Source organism: Segetibacter aerophilus, from assembly GCF_007991655.1.
GTDB lineage: Bacteria > Bacteroidota > Bacteroidia > Chitinophagales > Chitinophagaceae > Segetibacter > Segetibacter aerophilus.
This window is the reverse complement of sequence record NZ_BJYT01000007.1, coordinates 35,750-49,257: the sequence shown is the minus strand read 5'-3', so window position 1 is coordinate 49,257 and position 13,508 is coordinate 35,750. Positions and strand designations below refer to the sequence as shown.

General features: G+C 41.4%; 10 protein-coding genes. 9 read left to right on the top strand and 1 reads right to left on the bottom strand.

Going from position 1 to position 13,508, the window contains the following annotated elements:
* The first annotated feature begins 159 nt into the window (after window positions 1-159).
* From SAE01_RS10440 to SAE01_RS10400, 9 genes are all read left to right on the top strand, one after another.
* The gene (locus SAE01_RS10440; RefSeq protein WP_218029128.1) at window positions 160-1,251 is read left to right on the top strand and encodes a HesA/MoeB/ThiF family protein; all 1,092 of its coding nucleotides are present in this window, start codon (window positions 160-162) and stop codon (window positions 1,249-1,251) included.
* The gene (locus SAE01_RS10435) at window positions 1,248-2,024 is read left to right on the top strand and encodes a sulfite exporter TauE/SafE family protein (RefSeq protein WP_147203706.1); all 777 of its coding nucleotides are present in this window, start codon (window positions 1,248-1,250) and stop codon (window positions 2,022-2,024) included. Before SAE01_RS10440 ends, SAE01_RS10435 begins: the two co-directional genes overlap by 4 nt.
* Window positions 2,024-3,208, top strand: a complete 1,185-nt coding sequence (locus SAE01_RS10430; RefSeq protein WP_147203705.1) for a molybdopterin molybdotransferase MoeA — start codon at window positions 2,024-2,026, stop codon at window positions 3,206-3,208. The genes SAE01_RS10435 and SAE01_RS10430 overlap by 1 nt, the downstream gene beginning before the upstream one ends.
* Before the next feature lie 113 nt (window positions 3,209-3,321).
* Complete coding sequence (locus tag SAE01_RS10425; protein WP_147203704.1) at window positions 3,322-4,476, top strand: XdhC family protein; 1,155 nt, start codon at window positions 3,322-3,324, stop codon at window positions 4,474-4,476.
* 1 nt (window position 4,477) lies between these two features.
* Window positions 4,478-5,059: a nucleotidyltransferase family protein gene (locus SAE01_RS10420; protein ID WP_147203703.1), complete on the top strand. Its 582-nt coding sequence runs from the start codon at window positions 4,478-4,480 to the stop codon at window positions 5,057-5,059.
* 159 nt (window positions 5,060-5,218) lie between these two features.
* Window positions 5,219-7,975 carry a DUF1553 domain-containing protein gene (locus SAE01_RS10415; RefSeq protein WP_147203702.1) on the top strand — a complete coding sequence of 919 codons (2,757 nt, stop codon included), beginning with the start codon at window positions 5,219-5,221 and terminating at the stop codon, window positions 7,973-7,975.
* Between the two features lie 289 nt (window positions 7,976-8,264).
* A complete protein-coding gene (locus SAE01_RS10410) occupies window positions 8,265-9,770 on the top strand; it encodes a DUF1501 domain-containing protein (RefSeq protein WP_147203701.1) in 1,506 nt (501 codons plus the stop codon).
* A 46-nt stretch (window positions 9,771-9,816) separates the two neighbouring features.
* A complete protein-coding gene (locus SAE01_RS10405) occupies window positions 9,817-10,740 on the top strand; it encodes a sugar phosphate isomerase/epimerase family protein (protein WP_147203700.1) in 924 nt (307 codons plus the stop codon).
* A gap of 110 nt (window positions 10,741-10,850) precedes the next feature.
* Window positions 10,851-12,257 carry a c-type cytochrome domain-containing protein gene (locus tag SAE01_RS10400; protein WP_147203699.1) on the top strand — a complete coding sequence of 469 codons (1,407 nt, stop codon included), beginning with the start codon at window positions 10,851-10,853 and terminating at the stop codon, window positions 12,255-12,257.
* A gap of 7 nt (window positions 12,258-12,264) precedes the next feature.
* Here SAE01_RS10400 and SAE01_RS10395 read toward each other — a convergent pair whose 3' ends face one another.
* A complete protein-coding gene (locus SAE01_RS10395) occupies window positions 12,265-13,503 on the bottom strand; it encodes an NAD(P)/FAD-dependent oxidoreductase (RefSeq protein WP_147203698.1) in 1,239 nt (412 codons plus the stop codon).
* Window positions 13,504-13,508 lie beyond the last annotated feature (5 nt).

The window sequence follows — 13,508 nt, the reverse complement described above, 5'->3', positions numbered from 1 at the left end:
CTATAACAAAAATCGGACATCGTTGCGTCGCACTCTTGTACATTTTTTAGCGATTGAGCGAAACGATCAAAAAAACGTTGAAAACCAGCAATTGCCGTTGAAGTGAGTGACACAACGATGATGAGACCTTTACCACAGCCGGTAACCAAAAACTTTTCAATGATTTTTCCTGAACGATATAGCAGACAAATAAATTTAAAAGGCTTTGGAGCTGAAGCACAGGAAAAGCTTCAAACCTCAAAAGTATTGGTTGTGGGAGCTGGTGGTCTTGGCGTTCCTGCTTTATTATACCTGGCAGGAATGGGCGTCGGAACAATCGGAGTTGTTGACGGAGACACAATTGGAATCACCAATCTAAACCGGCAGGTGCTCTACTATGAGTCTGAGGTTGGAATGTCTAAAGCAGCGGTTGCTGCAAAAAAACTTGCTCAACAAAATCCTTCCATTAGAATAAATCTGATCGAAGTATTTCTAAGCGTAGATAACGCGCTGGGAATTATTGAGGAGTACGATGTAGTAATAGATGCTACGGATAATTTTAGTGCACGTTACCTAATCAACGATGCCTGTGTTATCCTTGGGAAGCCTTTTATTTACGGAGCCATCCAGGAGTACGAAGGTCATGTAAGCGTTTTTAATTTGAAGGATGGACCGACCTATCGCTGTCTCTATCCCGATTATCCTTCCCCTGGCGAAATTCCTGATTGTAATACTGCCGGAGTTCTCGGTGTGGTTCCCGGCATTATTGGAACGCACCAGGCTTTAGAAGCCGTAAAAGTGATTACCGGAATTGGAAAAACGGCTTCAGGCTATCTCCGAATTTTTGACTTGCTAAATAATGATCAATACGAGGTTAAGCTGAAAGCAAAGCCAGAAAACAAAAGGATCAAGGAGTTACAGGATAATTACCATGCACCCAATTGTTCTACTATTCCTACTTTAAAACCGAAACAATTGTTTGAATGGCTGAATTCTGAAAAGGAGTTTTTATTGCTCGACGTTCGCGAACAGGAGGAATATCAGCAAGGCCACCTGGTAAAATCTGTTCTTCAGCCCCTTTCGAATTTTGATGTTCGAAGTGTTGCTTCAAAAACCACAATGCTGGTTGTCACCCTTTGTCAAAAAGGAGGGAGAAGTATAAAAGCAGCGAATATTCTGCGTGACTATAATCACGATGTACAGGTATATAGCGTTGAAGGCGGAATGGAACAATGGCAAAAAGAAATGGGAAATAAACTAATTGTTTCATGAGTGACAATCCAAATTTGCTGTTGTTGTCTGCCGGTTTTTTCCTGATTGCAGCGCTTTACTCTTCTGTCGGCTTTGGTGGCGGTTCCAGTTATCTTGCCTTGTTAGCTTTATGCATTCCTGACTTTTTACAAATTAAAACTGCAGCCTTATTGTGCAACCTTGTTGTTGTTTCCACGGGTTCGTATTTATATTATAAAGAGGGATTTTTTGATAGAAAGAAATTTCTTCCGTTGGCACTTTGCAGTGTTCCCGCCGCATTTATTGGCGCAATGCTGCATCTTACCCAAAAATCATTTTTCATTTTCTTAGGCTGTGTTCTTGCTCTTTCGGGCATATTATTAATTACCCAATTATTTATAAAGGCTGTTGAGAAACCTGTTGTGTCAAACAAGTCGTGGCTGGTAAATATTGGTTTAGGAACAAGTACAGGATTTCTATCCGGGCTGGTTGGTATTGGTGGGGGCATTCTTCTGTCTCCGATACTTAACCTGCTCAAATGGGATACAGCTAAAAAGATTGCGGCCCTTGCCAGTTTTTTTATCCTCGTAAATTCTATTGCCGGACTTCTAGGGCAGGTAGCCGGCAACAATTTTCATGTCGAATTTCCATTGCTGTTGATACTACTATTAGCTGTTTTTCTCGGCGGACAACTAGGAACCCGGCTAAGTTTGCGATTATTGAAACCTGAATTAGTTAGGGCCCTTACCGGTATTCTAGTCTCGTATATTGGGGTGAAACTTGTTTTGAAGTACACGCTGAAAATTGATATTTGATGATTTCGGTCCAAAAAGCTTTAAACCTTATCCTTGAACAACAAAGAGGTTTTGGAACTGAAGAAGTTCCACTACTTCAATCTGCCGGACGCGTCCTTGCAGAACCTGTTTTTGCTGATCGTGACTTTCCTCCTTATAACCGGGTAATGATGGATGGCATTGCAATAAATGGAGAGGCCTTTGAAAGGGGTATAAGAAAATTTACAATAGAAAATATCCAGGCAGCCGGAGATCCTCAAAAGAAACTTGAAAACAACGGCAACTGCTTAGAAGTAATGACCGGGGCAATTTTGCCGGCAAATACAGATGTCGTTGTTCCATATGAACAATGCGAGATTGCGGAAGGCATTGCAATTGTTAAAGCCGAAACCGTGATAACAATGCAAAACGTTCATCTGCAAGGAACGGACAGTAAAAGAGGGGAATTGCTTTTAGAAAAATGGGAAAGAATAACGCCTGCGATGATTGGCATAATGGCTTCAGTAGGCTTATCACAAGTGAAGGTTTTACGGCTTCCGAAAATTACTATTTGCTCTACAGGGGATGAATTGGTGGATGTATCAGAACAACCAGATGCACACCAGGTAAGACGTTCGAATGTGTACATGCTTGCTGCAGCTTTATTATCTGAGGGTATTCATGCTGATACTGTTCATCTGCCGGATGATCCTACACGTATGAGTTCCGAAATTGCTTCCCTTTCAAATAGTAATGACGTTGTACTGTTTTCGGGTGCAGTGTCAAAAGGCAAGTTTGATTATTTGCCAACAGTTCTTCAGGAGTTAGGTATGCAGCAGGCCTTCCATACAGTAGCGCAAAGACCCGGGAAGCCTTTTCTTTTTGGAACGATTAAAAACACGCTCATTTTTGGTTTTCCCGGAAACCCGGTTTCTGCGTTTGTTTGTTATCACCAGTTTTTTAAACAATGGCTGCATCAATGCATGCGCTTCAACACCACAAAACAATTTGCAGCCTTAGCAACAGATGTGCACTTCAAGCCGGCTTTGTCTTATCACTTGTTGGTTACCCTTTTAAATAATAATGGCAAGATTGTCGCTACTCCAATAACCGGTTCAACGTCCGGTGATTTGGTTACCCTTACAAAAGCAGAAGGCATCATTACACTTCCTCCCGACCGTGACTATTTTAAGGAAGGTGAGGTTTTTGAGTTGAACTTACTCTAACAATAAACGAAGACCCGACATCTGTAACACCTTTCGTTTAGCTAGTAAAAAAAGCAAATAGAACTACTTTTGTTCAACATGCACTATAAGGTTTGCTTCAAAAAGAGATAGAGATGAAAGAATTGAAAGACATCATAAGGGCGTATGACGAAGCGCAGCAGCAAGGTAAACAAACAGCTCTAGCGACGGTTGTGCACCTGGAAGGTTCAGCTTATAGAAGGCCGGGTGCGCGGATGTTGGTGACAGAGGACGGTCAGCTTACTGGAGCTATTAGCGGTGGTTGCCTCGAAGGTGATGCTTTGCGAAAGGCGCAGCTTGTTATTGTGCAGAAAAAACCAATGCTCGTTACGTACGACACGACAGATGAAGATGATGCGAAACTGGGAGTGGGGCTTGGCTGCAACGGAATCATATCAATATTAATAGAACCAATTAGTGCGGATGATCAACTTAACCCAATTGGCTTTATTAAGACTATTTTAGAAAAGCGGCAGTCAGCAGTATTGGTTACGCTGTTTTCAATGGATAAAAAAACAGTTCAACCGGGAACATGTATGTTGGTGACAGAAGAAGGTTCAATTAAAACTTCGCTGGAAGGAGGACTTTTAAGAAATACTTTGGTTGACGATGCCCAGGTAGCCATACGCAACAAAAAATCAGTTACAAAAGAATACGAGGTAGAAAACCTTCTTACCGGTTTTGTTGAATTAATATCTCCGGCTGTTTCCTTAATCATCTTTGGTGCCGGTAATGACACTCTTCCTTTGGTTCAAATTGCAAGCGTTTTAGGATGGGAAACAACTGTTGTTGACGGCCGCCCAAATTATGCTACCCTGCAACGTTTTCCTTTAGCAAGTCGGATCCTTATTTCAAAACCTGAGAATGCTATCTCGCAGCTAACTTTCGATGCAAATACCGTTGCCGTTCTAATGACCCATAATTACAATTATGATATTGCTGCCTTAAAACATTTGCTCCCCTTGCAGCTACCTTATATTGGTGCTTTAGGGCCAAAGAAAAAACTGGACAGGATGATCGATGAATTAATCGAACAGGGAATATTAATTAACGAAGAAACGATTGCAGATCTCTACGGCCCTACAGGCCTGGATATCGGGGCAGAAACAGCAGATGAAATCGCACTATCCATTGTGTCGGAAATAAAAGCGGTGCTTTCTAAAAGACCAGGTTCTTCATTACGGTCCAAAGTCGAAACCATTCATCCCAGGGAAACACAAAAAGTTATTCCTTCATCTATAACAGTTTAATATGATTGCTGTCATCATACTTGCCGCCGGCGAATCATCAAGGCTGGGGCGTGCAAAACAACGTTTAGAGTATAAGGGAAAAACATTGCTAAATCACGCAATTGATACAGCAATAGAAGCTGCAGTTGGACCTGTTATTGTTGTAATGGGAGCCAGGGAAAATGAGATTGTTTCTGAAATAGACACAAAAAAAATATTAGTTGCGCACAATGCCCGTTGGCAAGAAGGCACGGCTTCTTCGATTCATGCCGGGCTTACTGCTGCAATGCAAAAGTACCCAGAGCTTGACAGTGTTATTCTTATGGTTTGTGATCAGCCGTATGTTGATCCATCTTTACTTAAGAACTTAGCAGATACCAGAAACACCTCGAATAAATCTATTGTAGCCTCTTCTTATAACGATACTGTGGGGGTGCCAGCATTATTCGATAAACGTTTCTTTCCTGAACTGCTTTCATTAAAAGGAGACGAGGGTGGCAAAAAGGTTTTATTCCATCATGACGCCGACATTTCTACCGTACCATTTCCCGAAGGCTCTATTGATATCGATACAGAATCCGATTATCAATCGTTGAGTAAGTAAGAGGTTTATCTATTTTTTTGACCTTTTTTCGAAATCGTCTAAGGCGGGTTAAGGTCTCTTTATCATTAATTGAATTCCCTATAATTTGAGCTTTTTAGCGGCTTCTTTCGTAGAAATGCAATAAATTTATTGTTGCCTTTTTAAACGATTGTATATATCATGAAGCCCTTGCTCTCATCAAAGCTTTTAATTGTTGCCATCTTCATTATTGTAACAGCCTGCTCGTTTGTTTTTCTAACTCGCAGTTCCCGTATTGATTTTACTACGCAAGTAAAACCCATCATCAACAAAAGCTGCATTACTTGTCATGGTGGAGTTCGGCAAAAGGGCGGTTTTAGTTTATTGTTTCGTGAAGAAGCGCTGGCTAAAACCGAATCAGGTAAGTTTGGAATTGTTCCCGGCGACCCGGGTAAGAGCGAAATGATCAGGCGGATTAATCTAAAAAATCCGGAAGAAAGGATGCCGTACAAGCACGATCCCTTAAGCAAGGAAGAGATTGATATACTAACGAAATGGGTGAAGCAAGGTGCGCAATGGGGTGAGCATTGGGCCTACGTTCCGGTCAAAGATGTTCCTGTTCCTCAGGCTACCACTTTTTTCGGCCTCATTAACAAGACGAAAGACTGGGCGAAAAATCCTATTGATAATTTCGTTCAACAGAAACTTGACGAGCAGGATTTGAAGCCCTCCGCACAAGCAGATAAAAAGACGTTACTAAGAAGGGTTAGCCTAGATATTATTGGAATGCCCGCACCTGAAAAGCTGGCGACCAAATACTTGCAGGATAACAGGGAAACTGCTTATGCAGAACTGGTAGACTCTTTATTAGCAATGCCAAACTACGGAGAAAAGTGGACGTCTATGTGGCTCGATCTTGCTCGTTATGCTGACACCAAAGGTTACGAAAGAGATGACAGCCGCAACATTTGGAAATACAGGGATTGGCTGATTCGTGCATTTAACGAGGATAAACCCTACAACCTTTTTCTTACAGAACAAATTGCAGGCGACCTTCTTCCCGGCGCAACTGATAACGATTATATCGCTACCGCATTCCATCGCAACACCATGACAAACGATGAAGGGGGAACAGAAAACGAAGAGTTTAGAACTGCTGCTGTTTTAGACAGGGTCAATACAACCTGGCAGGCAGCCATGGGAACCACTTTCGCTTGTGTGCAATGTCATGCTCATCCTTATGATCCATTTAAGCATGAAGACTATTATAAGTTCATGGCTTTCTTCAACGATACGCGCGATGAAGACACTTTTTCAGATTATCCTTTGCTTCGCCACTACGATGACACTTTGCAGCAACAAGTAAACAATGTGGTTAAATGGGTGCAACAAAATGTATCGCCACAAAAGGCAGCAGAAGTAAATACATTCCTTAAAACCTGGCAGCCCGCGTACAACTCTTTAACCTGCGACAGCTTTACAAATAGCGAGTTGAGCGATACTAAATGGCTTGCTTTAAGAAACAACGCTTTATGCCGTTTAAAAAATGTAGACCTTGAAAGCCGGGATCAATTGATGTTTCGGTATAAGGCTGATACATCCGGAGGAGTTTGGCAAATACATATCGACAACCCAGCTGGCCCCTTGTTAGCAACCATACAATTACCACAAGCCAAAGGTTGGACAATCACTGAATCGAAAATTGCCGGTTTCAATGGGAGACACGATTTGTACTTTACTTATACAAACAAAAATCTGAGCAAGCCTACAACTAACGGGGCTTTATTCGACTGGTTTTATTTCACGCAGGAATTTCCCGGGAAAGACAAAGTAGGTTATGCCGATATAAAAAATCAATACTTGAAACTCGTTTCCACCAATGTTCCCACTACTCCGGTCATGATGGATAATCCCTCTTCTATGCATAGGGCTTCGTATGTTTTTGAAAGGGGAAACTGGTTAACAAAAGGAGAAATGGTGCAACCTGATGTACCTAAATCACTGAACCCATTTCCAGCTAAGGCGCCGCGTAACAGGCTTGGGCTCGCGATGTGGTTAACTTCTAACCAAAACCCGCTTACTGCCCGTACCATGGTCAACCGTGTTTGGGAACAGATATTCGGAACGGGACTTGCCGAAACGCAGGAGGACTTAGGTTCACAAGGTATCGCCCCAACTCATCCTGAACTACTTGACTGGCTCAGTTACAGGTTTATGACCGACGATAACTGGAGTGTAAAAAAATTGATTCGAAAAGTCGTTCTAAGTGCAACGTATCAACAGGACTCGAGAGTAACGAAGGAATTGCTCGAAAAAGATCCAAACAATAAATATTACAGCCGTGGTGTACGGGTTCGTTTGTCTGCAGAACAAGTGCGGGATCAGGCTTTATGCATAAGCGGCTTAATTAGCCATAAAATGTATGGACCCGGCGTATTTCCTTACCAGCCCGAAGGCATTTGGCTTTCACCATACAATGGTGCAAAATGGAGACAAAGTACGGGCGAGGACCAGTACCGCAGGGCGGTGTACACATATTGGAAGCGTTCAGCTGCTTACCCTTCGATGTTAACTTTCGATGGTGTTTCACGCGAAATTTGCACGGCTCGCCGTATTCGCACCAACACTCCCTTACAAGCGCTGACTGCATTGAATGACTCTGTGTATGTAGATATTGCCCGACATCTTGCTGCACGTATGCAAAACCAGGGAGGGGGAAATGTGTCTAAGCAAATTGCAACCGGGTATGCGTTAGCAACAAACCATGAGATAGACGAAAGAAGAACCAAGGTTTTGATGAATTTATATAACCAAGCTTTTAATAAGTTTAAAAACGACCCGGTAAAAACGTGTGACATGAATGGCAACACAGGATATCCAACCGAGGCTGCAACAGCAGCACTCACGGTTATCGCAAACGCGATTCTAAACCTGGATGAAGTTGTAATGAAGAATTAAGATAGCGTCTTTTGGCACAAGCAAGTGTAGTTATTTCAACTTGGGTTGTGTCACTCACTTGTACTTTTAGAAATACTATTTGACAGGGTTTAACCACATAGGATCATAGGTACAATAGGTTTTCACATAGTTTAGAAAAAAGGATTAAAAAAGCCCTTTCTATGTGCTTCCTATATTTCTAGTGTTTCTATGTGGTGAAAGAAAGAGCCGAATAATGATCAAAAGGTAGAAGAGTGCGACGCAAGTAAAGTTTCATAGATGTTCCTGGCCGGAACCATAAAAAGAATTAATGACACAAAAAGAATTACATAATCAACGCCTGGTAAAGGAAGCGCAGGCAGCAGTATTGCAAATGCACACTCGTCGACATTTTCTAAAAGAAAGTGCAATGGGTTTGGGTGCATTGGCACTTGGCTCGTTGTTTAGCAGCTGCGGCAATAAAGCGTCTCACAATCCTATAACTTTTGATCCCGCACATCCACTCTTGCCAAAGTTGCCACCAAACGTCGCTAAAGCAAAGAGCGTTATTTACCTGCACATGGCCGGAGCTCCATCTCAACTGGAGTTGTTTGATTACAAGCCCGAACTTATGAAAATGGATGGGCAGGACTGTCCGCCATCACTGCTTCAGGGGAAGAAGTTTGCTTTCATTCGCGGCGTTCCGAAAATGCTTGGACCACAGGCAAAATTTGCCCAGCATGGACAGTCCGGGGCTTACGTCAGCGAAAATATGCCTCATCTTGCCACTGTTGCTGACGAGCTAAGTTTTTTAAAAGCAGTCACAACAGACCAGTTTAATCATGCACCTGCACAATTAATGATACACACGGGTTCGCCAAGATTAGGAAGACCAAGTCTCGGCTCATGGGCAACCTATGGATTGGGAACTGAGAACCAAAACCTGCCGGGTTTTGTCGTCTTAACAAGTGGAGGACAGAACCCCGATGCAGGTAAAAGTGTTTGGGGAAGCGGATTTTTACCGAGTGTTTACCAGGGGGTTCAATGCCGTAGTGAAGGAGACCCGGTGTTGTTTATTAAAGACCCTAATGGGATGGACAGAGATTTACGCAAGGCTTCCATTGATGCTATTAACCAGGTAAACGCGGAGGAATATAAAGAATACCAGGACCCGGAAATTCTATCGCGTATTTCTCAATACGAGATGGCTTTTAAAATGCAGATAACTGCACCGGAAGTAATGAATATAAATAATGAGCCACAATACATACATGATATGTATGGAACAAAACCAGGAAAGGCTTGCTTCGCTAACAACGTGTTACTTGCAAGAAAACTGGTGGAAAAAGGCGTTCGTTTTATCCAACTTTTTGATTGGGGTTGGGATACTCATGGAACTAGTGCGGATGGAGCGGTTGACATAGGCCTGATTAACAAATGCAGGGAAATTGACAAGTGTATAACCGCGTTAATCCTGGATTTAAAACAACGCGGATTGCTGGAAGAAACACTGGTTGTTTGGGGTGGAGAATTTGGCCGTACACCAATGATGGAAAATCGTGAGGGAAAACAAAATCCGTTTAAAGGAAGGGATCATCATACCGAAGCTTTCACGATGTGGATGGCAGGTGCCGGCATTAAAAAAGGCTATAGTTATGGCGAAACTGATGAGATTGGTTATAGTGCCATTAGTGGCAAAGTAGAGCCTTTCGATTTGCAAGCGACGATCCTTGATCAATTAGGTTTTGATCACGAACAATTCACTTTCGATTTCCAGGGAAGACCATTCAGGTTAACGGATACGAGGGGAAAGGTGATTAGTGATATATTGGCGTAATATAATTTTTTAGTTTTAATAAATCCCTAATAGATTTCAACCCTTAATGAACAGAAAAAAATTCTTGGAAACAACTTCCATTGCAACTACTGCTTTATTGCTTTCCTCTTTAAATGCTTTTGCTTCTCCAGTAACAGCCACTGATACCAATACTAATTTTAAACTCAAAGTACTTGCTACCAACTGGGGCTTTCCTGGCACCATGGATGAGTATTGCGCAAAGGTGAAAAAGGAAGGCTACGACGGAATAGAGATCTGGTGGCCTGCAACAAAAGCTGCACAAGACGAATTGTTTGCAGCGCTAAAAAAATTCAATTTAGAAGTCGGGTTTTTGAGCGCAGGAAGTCAAAGTAATTTTAAAGAGCATTTTGACACTTTCAAAACAATGATAGATGCAGCCGCTCATAATACCATTCAAAAGCCTTTATACATCAACTGCCATTCCGGTCGGGATTATTTTGACTACGAAGACAACAAAAAGTTGATCGATTATACATCAACACTTGCAAAGCAAACAGGCATAAAAATCTGTCATGAAACTCACCGATCACGCATGTTGTACTCGGCACCGATCGCAAGAAATTTTATAGAGAAAAATCCTGCCCTACGAATAACGCTAGATATTTCTCATTGGTGCAATGTGCATGAAACGCTTCTGCACGACCAGCAGGAGACAGTTAATCTTACATTACAAAGAGTTGATCATATTCATGCGCGCATTGGCCATGCACAAGGACCACAAGTAAATGACCCGCGAGCACCTGAATGGGATGCTGCAATAAAAGCACATTTTGCATGGTGGGATAGAGTGGTTGAGATGAAGAAAAAGAAGGGCGAGGTATTAACTGTTTTAACCGAGTTTGGTCCACCAGACTATATGCCCACCGAACCTTATACAAGAAAACCTTTAGCCGATCAATGGGCCGTGAATGTGCATATGATGCAGCTGTTGAGGAAGAGATACAGTTAGAAACAAGCTGCGAGGTTTGAACTTTTTTAAGCGACATTATGCATATGCCCATAATTTAAATTACGCTCCATAACTTTCCTTTACAATTGTAAGCCTAATTGCTCCACTTCATGCTCGAATTTCTTGGCCATTTTCATCCTGTTATCGTTCACTTGCCAATCGGTGTTTTATTAGTTGCGATATTTTTACAATGGCTATCGGGTAAAGAAAAGTATAGGGGTGTAAAACCTGCCATTGCCCCGATTTTATTATCTGGCTCTATTGCATCAATCGTTGCATGTGTTACCGGATACTTTCTTTCTATCAGCGATGATTATGACCAATCATCAGTGAACTGGCACATGTGGATGGCAATAGGAGTCGTATTGGTTTCATTAGTATTATACACAAAAGAGGTAAACCCCAAAGTTGAGGTTTCTAAGAAATTTCTGTCTATAGGTTTAGTCGTACTAATTACTGTTACCGGGCACTTTGGCGGTACATTGACTCATGGCTCTGACTATCTTTCGAAGCCTTTCTTCAAAATGTTCTCCGGCGACTCCGTTGTCAATACCGCCATTAAACCCGTTGCGAATGTTCAGGAAGCGTTGGTTTATGATGATGTGATTAAACCTATTTTAGAAACAAAATGTTACTCCTGCCATAACGAAAATAAACAAAAGGGCAAGCTGCGAATGGATGATATAGCGTTGCTATTGAAAGGTGGCAAGCACGGTAAAATCATAGATGTTAATAATGTCGATTCGAGTGAGATGCTTCAACGATTGTTATTACCGACGGACAATGAGAAGCACATGCCGCCAAAAGAAAAACCTCAGCCAACCGAGAGCCAGGTTGCTTTGCTACATTGGTGGATAAGCAACAATGCAGATTTTAAAAAGAAGGTAAAAGATATACAGCAGCCCGATAAAATAAAGCCTGTATTGCTCGCTTTGCAAAAGCCGGTAATCATTAAAAAGCAAGCGCTTAATCTTCCTGCAACTGCAGTTGAAAAAGGTGATGAAAAAATAATTCAACAGCTTACTAAAAAAGGTTTTGTTGTTCTACCCGTTGCTCAAAATACCAATTACTTAATGGTAACACTCACTGATGCAAAAAAGGTAATTAAAAAAGATATTGACCTGCTTGGTAAGTTGTCAAATCAAATAGTCTCTTTAAAAATTAGTAATTCAACTTTTGAAAATGAGGCCATTGGTTCTTTGTCAAAATTATCTAACCTGAGAAAACTTAACCTGGCAAATACGAACCTAACTGATAAAGAGTTGCCAGCTTTAAACTCATTGCAACATCTTCAAAATCTCAACCTCACAGGAACAAAAGTGAGTGCGCAGGCAATACTTCAATTACAAAAATTGAAAGAGCTTAAAACAATGTATCTGTACCAAACCAGCATATCAAAAAGTGATTCACTCAAATTGAAAACGGCCTTTGCAAAAACAGAAATTGATTTTGGAAATTATTTTGTGCCTCTGCTTCCTTCAGACACAACACTGGTAAAACAAGTGCCGGCAAAATAATTATAGCTTAATTAAGATTCACTTGAATCGGCTTTGTATAAGCAGTCTTAATCCACTTCTTAATTTCCTTTTTTACTATCCAGGTTTGAAGAAATTTGTTTAGTAAAATTGCTTTTAAAAAAGTTGCAAATGCCCAGGCAGGAATAGTATTTACAAGCTTAAACACCTTCTCATCCATCCTTAGCCTTTTGTGAATTTCACGGTTGTAATTAGAAAACATCTTTTCTTGATAGCACCCCTCCTTGTGGGCCCTTTGTAAAAATTGGGCTGCGATATAACCGGAAATCATACCTGAGCCTATTCCTTCTCCTGTTGTAGGACAGATAATAGAAGCGGCATCACCTACTAACAACCATCCATCTCCAAAAGATTTTCGGTTACTGCCGGATAGAGGTAGTCCATATCCTTTTACGGTTTCCTGGGGCGTTGCGTTCTTAAAGCGTGCAACCAGCAATGGATCTGTTTTAATAAGTTCTTCAAAAGCCTTCCTGACGTTTATATTCTTCTTGGCAATATAACTGCTAGCCATACCATAACCAACGTTTGCTTGATCATTCGGCAAAGGGAAAATCCAAAAATAGGAGAGTGGTAAAGACTTTGGAAAATAGAATTCAATTAGTTTATCCGAATGAATTCCTTCGATCCCTTTCCAATACTGTCGTACTGCACCCGCGTAATTTTCCCTATCAATTTTTACATCACCAACATTTTTTAGCACGACTGAATGCGCACCATCTGCACCTAAAAGCATTTTTGTTTCGATCTCTATTTTCCCTGACTTACCTGTTCCGTATAACTTCCAATTTTTATCAAGCTTTTCTATTTTATCTATCCTCGTTCCTAACCGAACGTCTGCCACAGCCGTGTTTAATTTTCCTACCAATAATTCATCAAAATCAACTCTTTTAGCAATATGGAAAAGAGGCTTTAAATTGTTCGATTCTCTTTCGTCCTTCTGCGCCATGTCAAAGTGTTTTCCGTTTGGAAGAATAAATCGAAGGCCTGCTGCCGGGGAAAAAAGGTTTCGATCGGTTAGAACGTTTTCTGTAAACCCAGGAAGAATTGCATGTAATACTCTTACAACATTTAGATCAATTGCATCACCGCAAATCTTATCCCGGGGAAATTCGGAGGCATCGACAATTGTATGAGCAATACCCATGTTTGACAAAGTAATTGAAGTAGTTACTCCAGCCGGACCGGCACCAACAATGCAGATCTCAGTAATAATTTTCTCTATTTCCATTGTTA